The following is a 19,572-nucleotide window of genomic DNA, read 5'->3' as shown; positions in this document are numbered from 1 at the left end:
GTGCCGACCCTCCCCCGGCCGCCGGCCGGGAGCTGCCCCCACGCTGCCTGCGAATCCCGGGCCCCGTCGCGTGACGGTGGCCCGCGCTCCGCCCGTCCTGTTCCTCCAGGTGGGAGGCCGCGGGTGGGAGTCAGGTGCCGTCACGGCTTCGGGATGCGGTCGCAAGTCGCGCAGGCAGGCTGCGTACGCGCTGCGGTGGGCTCCCGGAGAATCGTCGCCCCGTGTATCGCCTGGACTCCGCTGACGCGGAGTGCTGGGATCGGGACGCGGCGCACCGAGCCCCGGAGGGCACCTGGTGCAGCAATGAGGTTAACACTACCGACCCCCTCAGACATTCCCCAGCCTTGCGCTTGCCAATCGTGTCCGGACGGTCCGGTGCCGAGGCACCGGACCGGACCGCCGCGGACGGGATGTTCAGACGTCGAGCGGGAGCACCGAGGCTCCGGTCCGGTCGAGTTCGAGCCGGTGGGCGGCGAACACCGGGCCGCTGCCGCCGTGGTCGCCCGCGAAGTCCAGGACCTTCTGCACGCCCGCCTCGTCGGTGAGCGCGAGCACGGTCGGACCGGCGCCGGAGATCACCGCGGGCACGTTCTCGGCCCGCAGCGCGGCCACCAGCGCGGCACTGTCCGGCATCGCGGAGGCCCGGTAGTCCTGGTGGATCCGGTCCTCGGTGGCGGCGAGCAGCAGGTCGGGACGCCGGGTCAGCGCCTCCACCAGCAGCGCGGACCGACCGGCGTTGGCGGCGGCGTCGGCCAGCGGGACGGTCCTCGGCAGCAGCCCGCGGGCGGTCTCGGTGAGCACCTCGGTGGCCGGGACGAACACCACCGGGACGACCTCGGCGGAGGGCTCCAGGGCGATCGCCCTGGCCCGGTCCTCCTCGGTCCACGCCACGGTGAAGTTGCCGCGCAGGCAGGCCGCGACGTTGTCCGGGTGGCCCTCCAGCTCCGAGGCGAGCGCCAGCAGTCCGTCGTCGTCCAGGGCGGACGGGCCGCCGATGGTGACGGCGCGGGCGGCGACGATGCCGGCGCAGATCGCGGCGGAGGACGAACCCAGGCCGCGGCCGTGCGGTATGCGGTTGGCGCAGACCACTTCGAGGCCGCGCGGCTGGCCGCCGAGGTGGTCGAAGGCGGCGCGCATCGAGCGGACCAGCAGGTGGCGCTCGTCGCGCGGGAGCGTCTCGGCACCCTCGCCCGCGATGTCGACGGAGAGCCCGGAGTCGGCGACCCGGACGACCACGTCGTCGTACAGGCCCAGGGCGAGTCCGAAGGCGTCGAACCCCGGACCGAGGTTGGCGCTGGTCGCGGGAACCCGGACCCGGACGGCGGCGGCACGGAACGCGGGACCGGCCATGCGGTGGACACTCCTGGGGAAATCGGGCGGCGCGAAGCGCGTCGGTGCGAGGGTGGGGAGCGGGCCGCGGGGCCCCGGCCGGGGCGGGCGGTCACATTCGGTGGTGCGGCCCGGTGCGGGGTCGGATCCGGGGCATGTGCCACACGGCCGCACCCAGAGTATCGAAGACAGGTTCCACAGCGGTACACCCCCTGGGCCTTCGATCTGGTGTGTTGCCGGTTCTGGCCGGAATTCATGCCGGATTCGGATCCGAATCCACCACTGAATTGACACAAAAGTGTCAGTCGAGAACGAGACCGGGCCGACCCCCGAAAGGGTCGGCCCGGGTGGGGGGATGTTCGTCCGCCCGCCGTCCGCGCGATGCCTCGCCGGACGCTCCGTCAGTCGAGCAGGCCCAGCTGCCGGGCCGCGGCCTCCGGGTCGATCGGGACGATCCGGGGCTGCGGCGCGCCGGCCACCGCCCAGTCCGGGTCCTTGAGGCCGTTGCCGGTCACGGTGCAGACGATCCGCTGGCCCGGGTCGACCAGGCCGGCCTCCGCCTTGGCCAGCAGACCGGCCACCGAGGCGGCCGAGGCGGGCTCCACGAAGACACCCTCCTGGGAGGCCAGCAGCCGGTACGCGGACAGAATCTGACGATCCGTCACCTTGTCGATGAGACCGCCCGATTCGTCCCGCGCGGCAAGTGCGAAGTCCCAGGAGGCCGGGTTGCCGATCCGGATCGCGGTGGCGATGGTCTGCGGGCTGAGCACTGGGGCGCCGTCCACGATCGGGGCCGAGCCGGAGGCCTGGAAGCCCCACATCCGCGGGGTGCGGGAGGCCAGGCCGTCCGTCGCGTACTCGCGGTAACCCTTCCAGTACGCGGTGATGTTGCCCGCGTTGCCGACCGGCAGGACGTGGATGTCCGGTGCGTCGCCGAGCATGTCGACGATCTCGAAGGCGGCGGTCTTCTGGCCCTCGATCCGGACCGGGTTCACCGAGTTGACCAGCGCCACCGGGTACTTCTCGGACAGTTCACGCGCAAGGGTGAGGCAGTCGTCGAAGTTCCCGTCCACCTGGAGGATCTTCGCGCCGTGCACCAGCGCCTGGCCCATCTTGCCGAGGGCGATCTTGCCCTGCGGGACCAGCACCGCCGACACCATCCCGGCCCGCACCGCGTACGCGGCGGCGGAGGCGGAGGTGTTGCCGGTGGAGGCGCAGATGACGGCCTGGGCGCCGTCCTCCTTCGCCTTGGAGATGGCCATCGTCATACCGCGGTCCTTGAAGGACCCGGTCGGGTTGGCGCCCTCGACCTTGAGGTAGACCTCGCAGCCGGTGCGCTCGGACAGCACCTGGGCGGGGACCAGCGGGGTCCCGCCCTCCAGCAGGGTGACCACGGGGGTCGCCGCGCTGACCGGCAGGCGGTCCCGGTACTCCTCGATCAGACCCCGCCACTGGTGGGTGTGGGTACCTCGGGCGGCGTTCTCGGCAACGCTGCTCATCATCTGTTCCTATTCCCCTTCGACCCGCATGGTGCTGGCCACGTCGCGCACGCTGTCGAGTGCGCGGAGCTTGTCGACCGTCGCCGACAGCGCGGCGTCAGTGGCACGGTGGGTGACCACGACGAGCGAGGCGTCGCCGTCGCGGCCCTGCTGGCGCACGGTGTCGATGGAGACGCCGTGCTCGGCGAAGACCGAGGCGACCTGGGCGAGCACCCCCGCGCGGTCGTCGACGTCCAGGCTGACGTGGTAGCGGGTGAAGACCTCGTCCATCGGCTTGGCCGGCAGCTGGGTGTACACGGAGTCACCGGGGCCGGTGGCACCGGCGAGCTTGTTGCGGCAGACCGCCACGAGGTCGCCGAGGACCGCCGAAGCGGTCGGCGCGCCGCCCGCGCCCGGGCCGTAGAACATCAGCCGGCCGGCCGCCTCGGCCTCCACGAACACCGCGTTGTACGCCTCGCGGACCGAGGCCAGCGGGTGGGACAGCGGGATCATCGCCGGGTGGACGCGCGCGGTCACCGACTCGCCGTCGGCGGCCCGCTCGCAGATCGCCAGCAGTTTGACCACGCAGCCCATCTCCTTGGCGGAGGCGATGTCGGCGGCGGTCACCTCGGTGATGCCCTCGCGGTACACGTCCGCGGCGGTCACCTCGGTGTGGAAGGCGATGCCGGCCAGGATCGCGGCCTTGGCGGCGGCGTCGAAGCCCTCCACGTCGGCGGTCGGGTCGGCCTCGGCGTACCCGAGCGCGGTGGCCTCCTCCAGCGCCTCCGAGTACCCGGCGCCGGTGGTGTCCATCTTGTCGAGGATGAAGTTGGTGGTGCCGTTGACGATGCCCAGCACCCGGTTCACCCGGTCGCCGGCCAGCGACTCGCGCAGCGGGCGCAGCAGCGGGATCGCGCCCGCCACCGCGGCCTCGTAGTAGAGGTCGACGCCGGCCGCGGCGGCGGCCGCGTGCAGCTCGGTGCCGTCCTGGGCGAGCAGCGCCTTGTTGGCGCTGACCACCGAGGCGCCCCGCGAGAACGCCGCCAGGATGAGGTTCTTGGACGGCTCGATGCCGCCCACGACCTCGATCACCACATCGATGTCGCCCCGGGTGACCAGGGCCTCGGCATCGGTGGTGAGCAGGTGCTCGGGCACGCCCGGACGGACCCGCCCCGGGCGCCGGACCGCGATGCCGGCGAGCTCGACCGGCGCGCCGATGCGCGCGGCGAGGTCGGCGGCGTCTGTCGTCATGATGCGCGCCACCTCGGAGCCCACCACACCACAGCCCAGCAACGCCACCTTCAGCGGCCGCGTACGCATCATCCGACTCCGCTCTGCATTCGTCGTTCTCAGGTCGTTCCGGCGGGCATTTCGGTATCCCGCCGGACTTTCGTTCTCCACCAGTCTCCGGGACTTTCCGTACGGATCTACGGTCGTTCCATGATCTGAGACAAGGATTTCGTCATCCGATATCGAGACGCAGGAGATCCTCCTCCGTCTCGCGCCGGACGATCACCCGGGCCGCACCGTTCCGGACGGCGAGCACCGGAGGCTTCAGAGCGTGGTTGTAGTTGCTCGCCATCGAGCGGCAGTAGGCGCCGGTGGCGGGCACCGCGATCAGGTCGCCCGGGGCCAGGTCGGCCGGCAGGAAGGCGTCCCGCACCACGATGTCGCCGGACTCGCAGTGCTTGCCGACCACCCGGACCAGCATCGGACCGGCGTCACTGGTGCGCGACACCAGGGCCACCGTGTACTCCGCGTCGTAGAGCGCGGTCCGGATGTTGTCGGACATCCCGCCGTCCACGCTGACGTAGGTGCGCAGGCCCTCGAGCGGCTTGACGGTGCCGACCTCGTACAGGGTGAACGCGGTCGGGCCGACGATCGCCCGGCCCGGCTCCACGCTCAGCCGGGGGGCGGCGAGGTTCGCGGCGGCGCACTCGCGGCGGACGATGTCGGCCAGCGCGGCCGCGATCTCGGCCGGCTCCCGCGGGTCGTCCTCGCTGGTGTAGGCGATGCCGAGGCCGCCGCCGAGGTCGATCTCGGGCAGCTCGACGCCGTGCTCGTCGCGGATCGACGCCAGCAGGCCGACCACCCGGCGGGCGGCCACCTCGAAGCCGGCGGTGTCGAAGATCTGCGAGCCGATGTGCGAGTGGATACCGCGCAGTTCGAGGCTCCCCGGGTGCGCCAGCACCCGGCGGACGGCCTCGGCGGCCGCTCCCCCGGTCAGCGAGAGGCCGAACTTCTGGTCCTCGTGCGCGGTGGCGATGAACTCGTGGGTGTGCGCCTCCACGCCGACGGTGACCCGGATCAGCACCGGCTGGCGGACGCCCTGGTGCGCGGCCACGGCCGCCAGGCGCTCGATCTCCTCGTAGGAGTCGACCACGATGTGCCCGACGCCGGTCTTCACCGCGTGCTCGAGCTCGTCCACCGACTTGTTGTTGCCGTGCAGCGCGATCCGCTCCGGCGGCATCCCGGCGGCCAGCGCGACGGCGAGTTCGCCGGAGCTGCACACGTCGAGGTTGAGGCCCTCCTCGTGCAGCCAGCGCACGACCGCCTTGGAGAGGAACGCCTTGCCGGCGTAGTAGACGTCGGCGTCGCTGCCGAAGGCGTCCCGCCAGGCGCGCGCCCGGGCGCGGAAGTCGGCCTCGTCCATGACGTAGGCCGGGGTGCCGAACTCGGCGGCGATGCGGTTCACGTCGAGGCCGCCGACGGTGACCACGCCGTCGGCGCCGCGCGCGACGGTCTCCGACCAGACCTTGGGGTCGAGCGCGTTCAGGTCGGCCGGCGGGGCCTGGTAGTGCCCCTCGGGCAGTACGTCACCGTGACGGGGGCCTGCGGGATGTGCGGAGCGAGACATGTCCTCGGTTTCCTCGACCTATGGCGAGGGGCGGCGACGGTCCCCGTTGACCGTCAGCCGCCCCCGCTGTGCGCATGGGGGTGGTGCCTACATCCGCTCGGGCGACGTCACGCCCAGGAGCGTGAGGCCGTTGGCGATGACCGTGCGTGTCGCGTCGGCCAGCCAGAGGCGGGCGTGCGTGAGGTCGGTGACCTCCTCGTCGCCCTTCGGCAGGATCTGGCAGTTGTCGTAGAAGCGGTGGTACTTGCCCGCCAGCTCCTCCAGGTAGCGGGCGACCCGGTGCGGCTCGCGCAGCTCGCCGGCCGTCGCCAGGACCCGCGGGAACTCGCCGAGCTGGCCGAGCAGGTCGGACTCCCACTCGGTCGAGAGCAGCTCGGGTTTGAAGTCGGCGGAGCGCGTGATGCCCAGCTCGCCGGCCTTGCGCTGCACCGAGCACATCCGGGCGTGCGCGTACTGGACGTAGAAGACCGGGTTCTCGTTGGTCTGGCTGGTCAGCACGTTGATGTCGAGCGTGATGGTGGAGTCCGTGGAGGACCGCGCCAGCGTGTAGCGGGCCGCGTCCACGCCGATCCACTCGACCACGTCGTCGATGGTGATGATGTTGCCGGCCCGCTTGGACATCCGGACCTCTTCGCCGTCGCGAAGCATCTTCACGAACTGGCCGATCCGGACCTCGATGTTGCGGTCCATGTCGTCGCCCGCGCAGGCCGCGATGGCCTTGAGCCGGTTGACGTAGCCGTGGTGGTCCGCGCCCAGCATGTAGACCGAGACCTCGGAGCCGCGGTCGCGCTTGCTCAGGTAGTACGCGGCGTCGGCGGCGAAGTAGGTGGTCTCGCCGTCGGCCTTGATCAGGACGCGGTCCTTGTCGTCGCCGAAGTCGGTGGTGCGCAGCCAGATCGCGCCGTCCTGCTCGAAGACGTGGCCCTGCTCGCGCAGCCGCTCGATGGCCTTCTCGACGGCGCCGGAGTCGTGCAGCGACTTCTCCGAGAACCAGACGTCGAAGTGGGTGCCGAACTCCTCCATCGAGCGCTGGATCTCGGCGACCATGAGCTTGAGGCCCTCGGTGCGGAAGACCTCCAGCTGCTCGTCCTCGGAGAGGTCGAGCACGCCCGGGACGCCCTCGGTGATCGCCTTGGCGATGTCGGCGATGTACTCGCCGACGTAGCCGTCCTCCGGGACGGGCCTGCCGTTGGCGGACGCCTGGAGCGACTTGGCGAACTTGGAGATCTGGACGCCGGCGTCGTTGAGGTAGTACTCGGTGGTGACGTCGGCGCCGGAGGCGCGCAGCACCCGGGCCAGCGAGTCGCCGACGGCGGCCCAGCGGACGCCGCCGATGTGGATCGGGCCGGTCGGGTTGGCGGAGACGAACTCCAGGTTGATCTTCAGGCCCTTGAGGGCCTCGTTGCGGCCGAAGGCGGAGCCGGCCTCGACGATGGTGCGGGCCAGCTCGCCCTGGGTGGCGGCGTCGAGGGTGATGTTCATGAAGCCCGGACCGGCGATGTCGACCTTGGTGACGCCGGTGATCCCTCGCAGGCGCTCGGCCAGCAGTTCGGCGACGGCTCGCGGCGGCTTGCCGGCCGGCTTCGCGAGCTGGAGGGCCACGTTGGTCGCGTAGTCGCCGTGGTCCCTGTTCTTGGGGCGCTCGATCGTCACGTGCTCGGGCACGGCGACGGCCAGCTCGCCCGCCTCGACGGCGGCGCTCACTGCGGCCTGGACTGCCTGGGAAAGCTCTGCGGGGGTCACGACGCCAAGCGTAGGCGAGAGGGGGTGGGCCCTCGCCACCCGGTTTGCCGGTTGAGACGCCGGGGCACCCCGCTCGGGCCCGGGCACTCAGGCCCGATCACTCCGGCCTGTTCGCCCAGGGCGAAACCCGTCCACCGCCCCGCCGTCCCGGTCGCGCTCCATCAGCCGCCGCACCAGCGCGACCAGGTCCGCCGGATCGAAGGGCTTGCCGAGGTAGCCGTCCACCCCGACCGACTCCCCCAGGTCCAGGTCGGCCGGCGAGCAGGCGCTGACGATCGCGATCGGCAGCAGCCGCGTCCCGGGCGCCGCCCGCAGCCGGGCCGCCGTCCGCAGGCCGTCCAGCCTCGGCATCATCACGTCCAGCGTCACCACGTCGGGCCTCACCTGGCGGACCACCTCCAGGCACTCGGCACCGTCGGCGGCGGTCACCACCTCGAAGCCCTCGAGCTCCAGGTTGACCCTGATCAGCTGGCGGATCACCTCGCTGTCGTCCACCACGAGGACCCGCCCGGACACTCCCGACACCTCACCGAGGGTATCGGCGGCCCCGCCGCCCCGTCCGGCCTTTGGCCACTTCCGCCCGGACCGCCTGTCCCGGCCCCGCCCCGGACCCGCCCCGGCCCCGCCCCGGACCTCCGGGAAACCCGTGCACGGAGCACGGCGCGGGCCTGGTAGTGTTCTCCACGTCGAAGCGAACGCGACGACAACAATGAGCAGGCCCCCGTAGCTCAGGGGATAGAGCACCGCCCTCCGGAGGCGGGTGCGTAGGTTCGAATCCTACCGGGGGCACTTCGCAGGAAGTGCAGAACAGGCCCAGGCCAGTGGCGAGTTGCCACCGGACTGGGCCTGATTCGTTTTTCCGGCGCTGACGCCCGGTCAACCTGTGGCGTGCCCGGTAGGCCCGTGGGGCCGTCGGGTCGACCCGTGGGGCCGGGGCGCGGCCCCACGGGGACGGTGGTCAGCTCGCGGCGGCGGCACCCGCGCCGGCGGGGGCGGAGGGCGGTGGCGGCGAAGGTCTCGGCGGGGCCGAAGTCGGTGAAGGTGACCTTGTTGACGGCCTCGGCGCCTTGCCCCACTTCTCGGCCGGGCCCATCCGGGTGTACGCGCTGTCGGTGGTGATGACCGTCTTGCTCCCGTGGCTCCTTGTTCCGCACAAGGAGCCGCCTGAGCAGGGAAGGGGCCATCGCTGGGCTCCGCACCATCCAAGCCCGGGGGCGGAGGAGTAGGAAGTCGGACGGGCCGACGTCCTACGTTGCCCCGGGGGTTGACCGGCTCAGGGTCCGGTGCGCATCGGCGTGAGTCTGCCGTTTCCCATTCCGGTGGCCCCTTGCTGCGCGCAAGGGGCCACCGGAACACGGTGAGGGCCGTTGAGCAGTAACGCCCACACTCCAGGGGCGGTGTGAGAAGTCGGACCGGCTTACCTCTCTGCTTCACGCCACTCAGCCTCAATCGGCTGTCCCTCGCTCGGGCCGAGCGAGGGACAGTTGCTCATGGCACGCCGTTTCCCCTGCTGAGGTCGATGAGCCGGCGAAGCAGGAAGTCGAGGCTGCCGACTTCCTGCTGTTGGGGCACGCGGTGGGAGTCGTTTCCGGTGGCCCCCTTGCGCCGCGCGGGAAGCCATCGGAGTACGGCCGGGTCTTCGTTGGGCTCCGGTGAGGTCTGCTGGGCGGCACTGTCCCGGCTCGGGGGTGGAGGAGTAGGAAGTCGAGCGGGCCGACTTCCTACTCCGTCCCGGGGCTGACCGGCCCAGGGCCGCAGGACGTATCTGCGTGAGCTTGCTGTTCCTCGCTCCGGTGCCCCCTTGCGCGGCAAGGGGGCACCGGACCCCCCGGTTCCTCTGGTGAGGTCCGGGAGCCAACAGCAGCAAAGGTCGAAGCCGCCGACTTCCTGCTCCTGGGCTCGCCTCCGACTGCTCCCTTGCGGGCAGAAACGGCCACCGGAACGGGAGCTGCTCCGCATCGCGCAGCCCCAGCCGGCTGGGGCCGGAGACCAGGCGGAGCAGGAAGTCGGGGTGGCTGACTTTCTGCTGCTGGGGCACGTCGTGAGAGTTGCTTGCGGTGGCCCCTTGCTGCTGGCAAGGGGCCACCGAGCACGGTGAGGGCGTTGGGCGGTAGCGCCCGAGCTCCCGGAGTGGGGTGGGAAGTCGGACCGGCCGACGTCCTGCTCCGCGCCACCCAGCTTCGGTCGGCTGTCCCTGGTGGCGGACCAGGACGTCGATGCTGCCGACTTCCTGGTCCGGGCTTTTCTTCCGGTGGCTCCCTTGCTGTGTGCAAGGGAGCCACCGGGATCGGGTCGTGTCGCCGGTGGAGTGGGAAGTCGGTGGGGCCGATTTCTCACTCCGGGGAGGGTCAGTGGGGTATGCGGGTGTGGGGTTGCTGGTCGGTCTGGTGGGCGGTCCAGGTGTGTTCGGTGGTGCCGTCGGGGAGGGTGTGGGGTTGCCAGTGGCCGTGGCGGGTGATCGGTGGTGGGGGCGGGCCGATCTTGAGGGCGGTGACGACGCCGGTGACGACGGTGGCGATGGCGAGGGCGAGGAGGACGGCGAAGGCGGCGCCGACGAGGAAGCCGCTCACTGTCTGGCCTGCTCGCGGAGCAGGGTGAGGAGGTTGAGGAGGGTGGAGACGGGAGCGTCGCCGAAGTCGACGAGGAGGCGGCCGTCGATGGTGGGCTCCGAGACGGTGATGGAGCCCCACTGGAGTCCGAGGGGCCTGCCGCGTTCGTGGAGTTCGCGGAGGAGGGCGGTGACCTCGGGTTCGGTGTAGGTGCGCAGGATCTTGTCGTGGGGGCCGATGGGGCCGACGGGGGCGTTCACGCGGCGGCGTCCAGCTCGAACCAGACCCGCTTGCCGTTCTTGGCGGGGTCGGCGCCGAAGCGGTGGGCGAGGGCGCGGACGAGGTGGAGTCCGCGCCCGGAGACCGCGTAGGGGTCGGCGGAGATCCGGGGTTCGGGCAGGTCGGGGCTGTCGTCGGCGACGGAGACGCGCAGGGTGCGGGTGGACAGGAGGACGACCACGACGGTCGGCGCCTGGCAGCCCGCGTGCCGCCAGGCGTTGACGTACAGCTCATGGAGGGCGAGTTCGGCGTCGGCGACGAGGTCGTCCGGCCAGGAGGCGAGGGCGAGCGCGGCGCGCAGCTCCTCGCGGGCGGTGGACCAGTCGGGCGGGCTGCAGGCACGCATGAGAAACCTCCGAGGGAGAGGCGGGGGTGGGGAGGAGAGCGTCGGTGGAACGTCACCGTGAGCCAGGCCAGGCCGAAGCCGGTTGCTCTGCGGCGCAGAAGGGCAGCAGGCGCCTACTGCCCTGTGAACAGGCATTACTGACGATCCATCGGATCGCATCGGAGGCCGACGCTACAGCAAGAGTTCCCCATGAGGTACCGACTAGCTCAAACATCACCCTCAAGTGGGAAGCCGGGAAGGGAGTGGTGGACCGATCCGGCTGCCAGGCGGCAGACTTGGCGCCATTCACGTAAGGAACGAACGCATGCCGCCACGCCGCCACCCGTCCTTCAAGCAGCGCCGACTCGGTGCCGAGCTGCGACGGATTCGCGAGGCCACGACACTCAGTGGCCCGCAGCTTGCCAGAATCCTCGACATCGACGTGAGTCAGATCAGTCAGATGGAGTCCGGCAGGATTGGAGTCAGCCGCCAGCGTCTGCGCGCCGTCACCAATGCCTGCAAGTGCCTCAACGAACCTCTGATCGAAGCGCTGGGAAACATGACGCAGGATCGGACGAAGGGCTGGTGGGAGGAGTATCGCGGCATCATCCCCAGCACCTTCCTCGAGTCTGCGGAGCATGAGGATTTTGCCGCAGGGGCGATCAAGATTTGGACGGCCGCGTTCCTTCCGGGGCTCCTGCAGACCGGAGACTATTCGAAGGGGATTTTCAGGCGGGTCATTCCCCAGCTCACCGTTCATGAGGTCGATCTGCGGATTGCCTTTCGAACGCAGCGCAGAAACCTCTTCCTCCGAGACCCTCGGAAGAAGCTGGAGATCTACCTTCACGAATCCTGTCTGATGACACGCTATGGCGGCACCGATGTACTGCGGCAGCAGCTTGGCTGTCTGGTCGACGACTCGCTCAGGGAGAACATAAGCATCCGCGTGATCCCCTTCGGTGTGGATACCCAGCCAGGACCGATCGAGAGCATCATCTACAGCTTCGGCGAGGTGCCGGAGCTGGATACCGCCGAGATGGAGTCCTCGCGGGGACCCTTCTTCTTCGACGCCCCGGGGGAACTCGCGTCCTACCGTGCAATCTTCGGGCGCATCGAGAAGTACGCGCTCACAGAGGACGAATCGCGCGACCTGATCAACCGGACCGCCCGAACTTTGTAAGGATCGAGATGCATCAGAGCAACTGGCAGAAGTCTTCCTTCAGCAGCTCAAGCGATAACTGCGTGGAAGTCCGAACCATGGACGGGCTGGTCGGCCTTCGGGAGTCCGATGATGGCGAACTCATACTTCACACTGCCACCTCCACCTTCGCCGGCCTCCTCCGCACCATCAAAGCTGGCGAACTCGACCACTACGCCTAAGCACTAGCGGCCCTCGCTCGTTTCGAGCGAGGGCCGCCATCGCTGGTCCCGCAAGGTCAGGAGGCCGCCGCCTCGGCGTAGAGCGCCGCGATCGTGTGATCGAAATACGCGCTGTAGGAGATGTCATCAGTGTCTCCACCCTGCTGGTAGCCCCCGATGGCGCCCACGACATGCCCGGTGGCTGTGGAGATCCACGGTCCGCCGCTGGTCCCGCCCGGGTAGCCCGGGCAGTCGACGACCCGCTGGTAGGCACTCTGACGCCCGGTGGTGTTGGTGCACAGCAGCGGCTGCTCGCCGTCCGCCGGGTAGCCGTAGAGCCGGACGGCAGTACCGAAGGGCTCGTCGGTGCCGAGGGTGTTGCCGCCGACCACGTCCTCGACCCGGCGCCCGCCGTCATCCGCAGCTGTCTCCAGGACGGCGAAGTCCTCGTCCTGGTCCCCGCCGTGGGCCCAGCCGGTGGTGGTGTGCACGGCGGTGACCCGCCAGGTGCCGTACGGGGCCCGGCCGTCGCGGTAGCCCGGGGCGAAGGTCACTCCGCTCGGGTTGTCGATGCAGTGGGCGGCGGTGAGCAGCAGGTTCCCGGTGGTGCTGTGCAGCACGCTCGCGGTGCAGAAGTGGTTGCCAGGGCGGACCGCGCCGGTGAACAGCGCGCCGACGGTGGCCGCCTCGGGGGTGGCCGGGGCGGTGGCGGTAGTGCCGGGCGGCCCGTCGGCGGTCGTGGGGGCGGTCGTGGGGGCGGCCGTTGTGGGCGTGGAAGCGGAAACGGGCGACTGGGCGGCCGGCTCCGACGGCTCCGACCCGGCGACCGGGACGGTGACCGGCACGGCGGCCGGAACGGTGGGGACGCCGGGCGCGCCCGGGACCGGCGGCGCGACGGCGGCCGAGGTGGCCGGGGAGGCGACGGCGGTGGCCCGCGGGGTCAGGCTGTGCGTGCCCACCACCACGACCGCCACGGTGAGGACGGAGAGGGCCGTGGTGACCAGGGTCGGCGCCAGGAAACGGCGGCGGCGGGGGGTACGGCGGTGCTGGCCCATGCTCGGTCGGCTCCTGCCCTGGTCGGCGGCGGTACGAGGTCGGTCCCGACTATGGCGCCCCGAGCTGGGAGGGTCGTGATGCGTCGCTGGGAACGGCATGAGAATTCAGCCGGTCGCCCCCGTCCGGGAGGTCCGCGGACGGGGGCGACGGATCGGGGCGACGGATCGGGGCGACCGATCGGTCAGGTGCTCCGTTGTTGCTGGTGGGCCGGGCTCTGGGCCGGTGCCCCCGCACTCGTCGGGGCCTCGGCGGCGGTGCCCGGCGCGCCGCCGGTCGCCCCGGCGGCCTCGCCCGGCGCGGGCCGGTGGTCGATCATCACGAAGGCGATCAGCGCGGCCAGCAGCAGGATACCCATGGCGACCCAGGTGGCGATCACGTAGCCGTGCACCGCGCCCTGGGCCTGGACCGCCGGGTCCCCGGCGGTGGTGACCCGGGCGGCGAGCCAGCTCGCCGTGGCGCTGGCCGCGATGGTGTTGAGCAGCGCGGTGCCGAACGAGCCGCCGACCTGCTGCGCCGAGTTGATGGTGGCCGAGGCGGCCCCGGCCTCGTTCGGCGCGACACCGAGCGTGGCCAGGCTCATCGACGGCATGAAGATCAGGCCCATGCCGAAGCCGAGCAGCAGTTCGGCGGGCAGCACCATGCCGGCCCAGGGGCTGTCCACCTTCATCTGGGTCAGCCAGGCCATGCCGGCGGCGGCGAGCAGCAGCCCCGGTCCGATCAGGTTGCGGGACGGCACCCTGGTCATCAGCCGGGCGGCGAAGCCGGTGGAGCTGATGACGATGGCCGCCGTCATCGGCAGGAAGGAGACTCCGGACATCACCGGCGAGAAGTGTTTGATGACCTGCAGGTAGTAGGTCAGGAACAGGAACAGGCCGAACATGCCGATCATCGCCAGGCCGACCGAGAGGGCGCCGCCGCCGCGGTTGCGCTCGGCCACGATGTGCAGTGGCAGCAGCGCGTGCGGGGTGCGCTTCTCGACCAGGACGAACACCACGAGCAGCAGCACGCCGAGCCCCAGCGAGCCGAGCACCAGCCAGTCGCCCCAGCCGCGGCTCACCGCCTCGGAGGTGCCGTAGACGATGGCGAGCAGGCCGCCGCAGCCGAGCACGGCGCCGGGCAGGTCGAGTCTGGTCCGGGTCTCCTTGCCGATGTGGTCGCGGGTCAGCACGGAGAACGCCGCGAAGGCGGTGGCGATCGCGATCGGGGTGTTCACGAACAGGCACCAGCGCCAGTTCAGGTACTCGGTGAGCAGGCCGCCGAGGAGCAGGCCGATCGCCGCGCCGCCGCCGGCGATCGCGCCGAAGATGCCGAAGGCGGTGCTCCGCTCCTTGGGATCCGTGAAGGTCGTGGAGAGCAGTCCCAGCGCGGACGGGGCGAGCAGCGCGCCGAAGGCGCCCTGGAGGGCGCGGGCGGCGAAGAGCATGGTGGGGCCGTTGGCGGCGCCGCCGATCGCCGAGGCGAGGGCGAAGCCGAGCAGGCCGATGGTGAAGACGCGCTTGCGGCCGAAGAGGTCGCCGAGCCGGCCACCGAGGAGCAGGAGTCCGCCGAAGGCCAGCGTGTAGGCGGTGATCACCCACTGCCGGTCGGCGTCCGAGATCCCGAGATCCTTCTGGGCCGACGGGAGGGCGATGTTCACGATGGTGATGTCGAGGACGATCATCAGCTGGGCGATGGCGATGATGGCCAGGGCCCACCAGCGGCGGGAGCCCGCCGTTCCATGACCGGTGGCAGCTTGGGCTTGGGAGGACACTGGGGGAGCCTTTCCGAAGGGGAGCGGAGAGGTCACGCAGTCGCCTTCAAGCCAAACTCGCCTCGCGGCGAATGGCAAGGAAAAAGCTCACCAAATCGGTTGAAACGGGACCAAAGAACCAGCTCTACCGGGACCGCGGCCCGAGGTCCCGCCACCGGCCGCGGCCCGAAGTCCCGGGACCTGCCCGGGACCTCGCGCCGCGTCCGGGCGGCACCGGACTAGAGCACGGACAGCTCCGCGACCAGGTCGTCCAGGCCCAGCGAGCCCTGCGACAGCGCCGCCATGTGCCAGGCCTTGAGGTCGAACACCTCGCCGCGCGCCTCGTGCGCCGCCCTGGCCGCCGCGCGCCCGCGCAGCCAGGCCCGCTCGCCCAGCTTGTAGCCGATCGCCTGGCCGGGCAGGCCCAGGTAGCGGACCAGCTCGCTGTCCAGGAAGTCGGTGGACAGCCCGCAGTAGCGGCCGAAGAACTCACGGGCGGCGGCCGGCTCGACCCGCTCCCCCGGGCGGTACGGCGAGTCGGCCGGGAAGTCCAGGCCGACGTGCATGCCGATGTCGACGATCACCCGCAGCGCCCGCATCATCTGCGCGTTGAGGTAGCCGAGCCGGTGGCCCGGGTCGGTGAGGTAGCCGAGCTCGTCCATCAGGCGCTCGGCGTACAGGGCCCAGCCCTCCAGGTTGGCACTCACCCCGCCGAGGCTGACCTGGTAGGTGGAGAGCCGGTCCGCGACGTAGTTCCACTGCGCGAGCTGCAGGTGGTGGCCGGGGACGCCCTCGTGGTACCAGGTCGAGACGAGGTCCCACTCCGGGAAGCGCTCGCGGCCGAGGGTGGGCAGCCAGGTCCGGCCGGGGCGGCTGAAGTCCAGCGAGGGGGCCGTGTAGTACGGCGCGGCGGCGCTACCGGCCGGGGCGAGCCGGGACTCGACCCGGGTGATCGGCTCGGCCAGGTCGAAGTGGATGCCCTGGAGGTCGGCGATCGCGCCGTCCATCAGCCCCTGGAGGAACTCGCGGGCGGCCTCGGCGCCGAACCGCGCGGGGCCGTCGGTCTCCAGCCACTTCATCGCCTGCATCGGGTCGGCGCCCGGCCGCACCTTCTCGGCCTCGGTGCGCATCTGGGCCAGCAGGTCGTGGAACTCCTGCCAGGCCCAGGCGTACGCCTCGTCGAGGTCCAGGTCGGCGCCGGTCCAGTAGCGCACCCAGCGGCTGTAGCGCTCGCGGCCGACGGTGTCCGGGGCGTCGGCGGCGGCCGGGCCGTAGACCTCGCCCAGCCAGTCGCGCAGGGCCGCCAGGCCCTCGGCGGCGGCCGTCGCGTGGCCGGAAAGCTCCGCGCGCAGCGGCTCGGGGGCCTCCCGGACCAGGTCGCCGAACCAGCCGCCCGGGGTGTCGCCGGCGAGCCACTCGCCGAGCTGGCCGATCACGGTGGTCACCTGGCGGGGACCGGAGAGCAGGCCGCGCGCGATGCCCTCGGCGAGGGTCGCGCGGTACCCGGCGAGCGCCTCCGGCACCCGGGCGAGGCGGCGGCCGAGGATGCCCCACTGCTCCTCGGTGTCGGTGGGCATGAGGGTGAAGACGTCGCGGAGGTTGTGCAGCGGCGAGCCCAGGTTGTGGACGGCCCGGAACCGCTCGCCCGCGTCGTGGACGGCGAGTTCGGCGACGAGCCGCTCGCGCAGCAGGCGGGCGCAGCGCCGTTCGGCTTCGTCCCGGGTGGCGTCGGCCGTGGTGGCCTGGTCGAGTGCCGCCTCGGCCTCGTCGAGCCGGGCCAGGGTGGAGCGCCCCAGGTCCGCGATCGCCTCGGCGCCGGCCGGGGAGAGGTCGGGGAGGCGGTCGTCCTCGGGGTTCAGGCCCAGGTACACCGCGGTCAGCGGGTCGAGCTCGGCGAGGTCCCGCACATAGGCGTCGGCGACACGGCGGGGGGTGGTGCCGTCGGAGGTGATCAGTTCAACCATCCGGACATCATTTCGTGGCACGCGCCGTTTGCAAGCCCCTACCCGGTGGCATGGACCGGCCAATTCGTCCCCGTCGGCGCACCCTCACCCGACCGGGTGACGCCGCCGCCAGTGCCGCAGGGTCCGACCCGGGTCCCAGCGGGGCCGTCCGTGTGCGAAGCGGAAGAAGCCGAGACCGATCAGCACGGCGCTGAAGTGCCCGAGGTCCGTGAACGTGTGCGAGGCCACCAGCGGCACCAGGTAGAAGACGACGACCCCGGCGCCGTAGATCCACCGCCAGCCGCCCGCGAACCGGTAGGTGAGCACCGCGACCACCCCCGCCAGCGCGTACGAGACCCCGACGTCCACCGTCGCGGCCATGCTCCGCTGCAAGGTCCCCCGGACGATCCCCCAGGCGACCACGCCCTCGCTCACCAGGGTCGCCAGCACATGGGCGGTCGCGGCCACCGCGAACCAGCGCACGGTGCCCAGCCAGCGCTCGGCGTTGGCGTGGAACACGGTGAACAGCACGGCGTACAGCGGCCAACTGGACGTCTCGGTCCACAGCGCGCTGGCCATCAGGGCGTGCACCGGACGCGAGCTCAGCTGGTCCAGATTGGTCGAGCGGGCGGCCAGGAACCAGTCCAGGGTGCGCTGGTCCATCCGGGCCACCACGAAGCTGGTGACCGCCAGCAGGAGCAGCCACAGGTACGTCCCCGGCGCCGAGCGCACCCACGGCAGGAGCGCCCCGCGCAGGCTGCGCGCGCGGGGCGGACGTTCCAGTGTGTGCGCCATCCGGCGGGCCTCCTCGGCAGGGTGGCGGGTGCGTCCCATCCTCGGCCGAGGGCCGGTGCACCGCCTCCCGGGGCCTGCCCGGAGCCTACCCGGGGCCCGTCCGGAGCCGCCCCGCGGCATCCCCGGCACCGGCCCGGCACCGCCCCGGCGCCGCCTCGCCCCCGCCCCGGCGCCGGCCTCCGGGCGGGCCTTCGCGCAGGCCCCGGCGCAGTCCCCGGCGCAAGCCGTCGCGAGGCGGGGGCGACCGCCCGAACGGGCGCAAACGCCCGTTCGGAAGATCGGTGCACACCCGGCTCCGATCCGGCCCGGGGCCGTTACGCTGACCGGCATGGAAGCCAGCTCAGCGCCCGTACCGCCAGCCCCCGAACCGGCCGCCAGGCCGCGGCGCGCCGGGTACCGGCGGCTGCCGGTGCAGCAGCGGCGCGAGCAGCTGATCGCGGTGGCCCTGGAGCTGTTCGCGCACCGGGCACCCGAGGAGGTCGGGCTGGACGACGTGGCGCAGGCCGCCGGCGCCTCCCGGCCGCTGGTGTACCGCTACTTCGCGGGCGGCAAGCAGCAGCTGTACGAGGCCGCGCTGCGCAGCGCGGCCGAGGAGCTCACCGGCCGGTTCGTGGTGCCGCTCGCCGGGACCCCGACCCAGCAGCTGTCCGCCGTCCTGGAGAGCTACTTCGCCTTCGTCGCCGAGCACGGCACCGGCTACTCGGCGCTGCTGCGCGGCGGCTCGGTGGTGGAGACGGCCCGCACCTCGGCGATCGTGGACGACGTCCGGCGGGCGGCGCTCAAGCGCACGCTGCGCCATCTCGGGGTGCGGCAGGCCGGGCCGAGGCTGACCCTGCTGGTGCGCTCGTGGATCGCGGTGGTCGAGGGGGCCTCGCTGAGCTGGCTCGACGAGGGCCGGGAGGTCCCGGTGGACGAGCTGCGAGAGTGGCTGGTGGACCAGTTCGTGGCGATGGCGGCGGCGACCTCGCTGCACGACCCGCAGACGGCCGAGGTCCTGGCCGGGCTGCTGGCCCTGGAGGGCGCGGACTCGCCGCGGACGGCCCGGCTGCGGGCGGCGCTGGGCGGCCCGGCCGAGTAGCCCGGCGCGGCAGGGCCCGGCGGGGGCCCCGGCGGGGGCGCGGCGGACGGCCCGGCCCGGAATCCGTCCCGACCCCCGTGCCAAGGGTCGGGACGGCTCTGAGCCCTGTGCCTTACGCCTTATGCCTTATGCCTTATGCCTTGCCGAGGACCTGCCGCTGCCGGCCGAGCCCGTCGATCTCGATCTCGACGATGTCGCCGGGCGCCAGGTACGGCGTGCCAGGGCGGCCCAGGGTGACCCCGGCCGGAGTCCCGGTGACGATCACGTCGCCCGGCTCCAGCACCATGAACTGGCTCGTGTAGCGGACCAGCTCCAGCACCGGGAAGACCATCCGCTCGGTGGAGCCGTCCTGGCGCAGCTCCCCGTTGACCCACAGCCGCAGCGGCAGCCGCTGCGGATCGGCCACCTCGTCGGCGGTGACCAGCCACGGCCCGAGCGGGGTGAAGGTCTCCGCCGACTTGCCCTTGTCCCACTGGCCGCCGCGCTCGAACTGGAAGGCCCGCTCGGTGACGTCGTTGGCGATGGTGTAGCCGGCGATCACCCCGGCCGCCGCCGCGTGGTCCGGCAGGTAGCGGGCGGTCCGGCCGATCACCACCGCCAGCTCGGCCTCGTAGTCGGTCTTCTCGCCGCCGCGCGGCACCAGCACCTCGTCGTACGGGCCGACCACGGTCGAGCTGGGCTTGAGGAAGATCACCGGTTCGTCCGGGATCGCCGCGCCCGCCTCGGCCGCGTGGTCCCGGTAGTTGAGGCCGATGCCGACCACCTTGCCGGGGCGCGCCACCGGCGGGCCGACCCGCTGCCCGCCGATCTCGGTCACCGGCAGCCGGCCGGCCGCCAGCTGCCCGGCCAGCGCGGCCGTGCCGTCGCCGGCCAGCCCGGCGAGGAAGCCGCCGTCGATGTCGGCGGTCACCCCGGAGAGGTCGTACGCGGTGCCGTCCTGGCCCAGCACGACCGGGCGTTCGGCGCCCGGCGGGCCGACACGGAGAAGCTTCATCCGATCCCCACCTCCTAGTTCGTCGAGTTCGTCGCAGTTCGTCGCAGTCCGCCGGGCT

General features: G+C 71.9%; 17 protein-coding genes and 1 tRNA gene. 4 read left to right on the top strand and 14 right to left on the bottom strand.

Annotated features, from left to right (window positions below; translation table 11 throughout):
- Positions 1 to 414 precede the first annotated feature (414 nt).
- From thrB to SM793_RS03205, 6 genes are all read right to left on the bottom strand, one after another.
- Positions 415 to 1,350 (bottom strand): homoserine kinase, encoded by a 936-nt coding sequence (thrB, locus tag SM793_RS03230; protein ID WP_320436440.1) that lies wholly within the window; start codon positions 1,348 to 1,350, stop codon positions 415 to 417.
- A 380-nt stretch (positions 1,351 to 1,730) separates the two neighbouring features.
- Positions 1,731 to 2,828 (bottom strand): threonine synthase, encoded by a 1,098-nt coding sequence (gene thrC, locus SM793_RS03225; protein ID WP_320436439.1) that lies wholly within the window; start codon positions 2,826 to 2,828, stop codon positions 1,731 to 1,733.
- A gap of 9 nt (positions 2,829 to 2,837) precedes the next feature.
- Entirely contained in the window at positions 2,838 to 4,130 is a 1,293-nt protein-coding gene (locus SM793_RS03220; RefSeq protein ID WP_320436438.1) for a homoserine dehydrogenase, read from the bottom strand.
- 139 nt (positions 4,131 to 4,269) lie between these two features.
- Complete coding sequence (gene lysA, locus SM793_RS03215; RefSeq protein ID WP_320436437.1) at positions 4,270 to 5,664, bottom strand: diaminopimelate decarboxylase; 1,395 nt, start codon at positions 5,662 to 5,664, stop codon at positions 4,270 to 4,272.
- A gap of 87 nt (positions 5,665 to 5,751) precedes the next feature.
- A complete protein-coding gene (gene argS, locus SM793_RS03210) occupies positions 5,752 to 7,407 on the bottom strand; it encodes an arginine--tRNA ligase (RefSeq protein WP_320436436.1) in 1,656 nt (551 codons plus the stop codon).
- Between the two features lie 87 nt (positions 7,408 to 7,494).
- Positions 7,495 to 7,932: a response regulator gene (locus SM793_RS03205; RefSeq protein WP_320436435.1), complete on the bottom strand. Its 438-nt coding sequence runs from the start codon at positions 7,930 to 7,932 to the stop codon at positions 7,495 to 7,497.
- A 192-nt stretch (positions 7,933 to 8,124) separates the two neighbouring features.
- On the opposite strand from SM793_RS03205, the gene SM793_RS03200 reads away from it, so the two are divergent.
- Positions 8,125 to 8,196, top strand: a tRNA-Arg gene (locus SM793_RS03200).
- 1,559 nt (positions 8,197 to 9,755) lie between these two features.
- On the opposite strand, the gene SM793_RS03195 is transcribed toward SM793_RS03200, so the two are convergent.
- Genes SM793_RS03195 through SM793_RS03185 form a run of 3 tightly spaced genes read right to left on the bottom strand, consistent with a single transcriptional unit; the run spans position 9,756 to position 10,581 of the window.
- Positions 9,756 to 9,977: a hypothetical protein gene (locus SM793_RS03195; RefSeq protein WP_320436434.1), complete on the bottom strand. Its 222-nt coding sequence runs from the start codon at positions 9,975 to 9,977 to the stop codon at positions 9,756 to 9,758.
- A complete protein-coding gene (locus tag SM793_RS03190; RefSeq protein WP_320436433.1) occupies positions 9,974 to 10,216 on the bottom strand; it encodes a hypothetical protein in 243 nt (80 codons plus the stop codon). Before SM793_RS03190 ends, SM793_RS03195 begins: the two co-directional genes overlap by 4 nt.
- Entirely contained in the window at positions 10,213 to 10,581 is a 369-nt protein-coding gene (locus SM793_RS03185) for an ATP-binding protein (protein ID WP_320436432.1), read from the bottom strand. Before SM793_RS03185 ends, SM793_RS03190 begins: the two co-directional genes overlap by 4 nt.
- A 304-nt stretch (positions 10,582 to 10,885) precedes the next feature.
- Between SM793_RS03185 and SM793_RS03180 the strand changes: the two genes are divergently transcribed.
- Both SM793_RS03180 and SM793_RS03175 read left to right on the top strand, forming a co-directional pair.
- Positions 10,886 to 11,740, top strand: coding sequence for a helix-turn-helix transcriptional regulator (locus SM793_RS03180; protein WP_320436431.1), 855 nt, complete (start codon positions 10,886 to 10,888; stop codon positions 11,738 to 11,740).
- Positions 11,741 to 11,748: 8 nt separating this feature from the next.
- Positions 11,749 to 11,940 (top strand): DUF397 domain-containing protein, encoded by a 192-nt coding sequence (locus SM793_RS03175; RefSeq protein ID WP_320436430.1) that lies wholly within the window; start codon positions 11,749 to 11,751, stop codon positions 11,938 to 11,940.
- Positions 11,941 to 11,996: 56 nt separating this feature from the next.
- On the opposite strand, the gene SM793_RS03170 is transcribed toward SM793_RS03175, so the two are convergent.
- The 4 genes from SM793_RS03170 to SM793_RS03155 form a co-directional block, all read right to left on the bottom strand.
- Positions 11,997 to 12,974, bottom strand: coding sequence for a serine protease (locus SM793_RS03170; RefSeq protein ID WP_320436429.1), 978 nt, complete (start codon positions 12,972 to 12,974; stop codon positions 11,997 to 11,999).
- A 182-nt stretch (positions 12,975 to 13,156) separates the two neighbouring features.
- The gene (locus SM793_RS03165) at positions 13,157 to 14,635 is read right to left on the bottom strand and encodes an MFS transporter (RefSeq protein WP_413815868.1); all 1,479 of its coding nucleotides are present in this window, start codon (positions 14,633 to 14,635) and stop codon (positions 13,157 to 13,159) included.
- Between the two features lie 308 nt (positions 14,636 to 14,943).
- Entirely contained in the window at positions 14,944 to 16,668 is a 1,725-nt protein-coding gene (locus SM793_RS03160; protein WP_320436427.1) for a DUF885 domain-containing protein, read from the bottom strand.
- 84 nt (positions 16,669 to 16,752) lie between these two features.
- The gene (locus SM793_RS03155) at positions 16,753 to 17,442 is read right to left on the bottom strand and encodes a rhomboid-like protein (protein WP_320436426.1); all 690 of its coding nucleotides are present in this window, start codon (positions 17,440 to 17,442) and stop codon (positions 16,753 to 16,755) included.
- A gap of 328 nt (positions 17,443 to 17,770) precedes the next feature.
- On the opposite strand from SM793_RS03155, the gene SM793_RS03150 reads away from it, so the two are divergent.
- Positions 17,771 to 18,520, top strand: a complete 750-nt coding sequence (locus SM793_RS03150; protein WP_320436425.1) for a TetR/AcrR family transcriptional regulator — start codon at positions 17,771 to 17,773, stop codon at positions 18,518 to 18,520.
- Between the two features lie 133 nt (positions 18,521 to 18,653).
- Here SM793_RS03150 and SM793_RS03145 read toward each other — a convergent pair whose 3' ends face one another.
- Positions 18,654 to 19,514, bottom strand: a complete 861-nt coding sequence (locus SM793_RS03145; RefSeq protein WP_320436424.1) for a fumarylacetoacetate hydrolase family protein — start codon at positions 19,512 to 19,514, stop codon at positions 18,654 to 18,656.
- Positions 19,515 to 19,572: the final 58 nt, after the last annotated feature.

The organism is Kitasatospora purpeofusca (assembly GCF_034043715.1).
Lineage (GTDB): Bacteria > Actinomycetota > Actinomycetes > Streptomycetales > Streptomycetaceae > Kitasatospora > Kitasatospora purpeofusca_A.
This window is presented reverse-complemented; position numbering and strand designations above follow the sequence as displayed.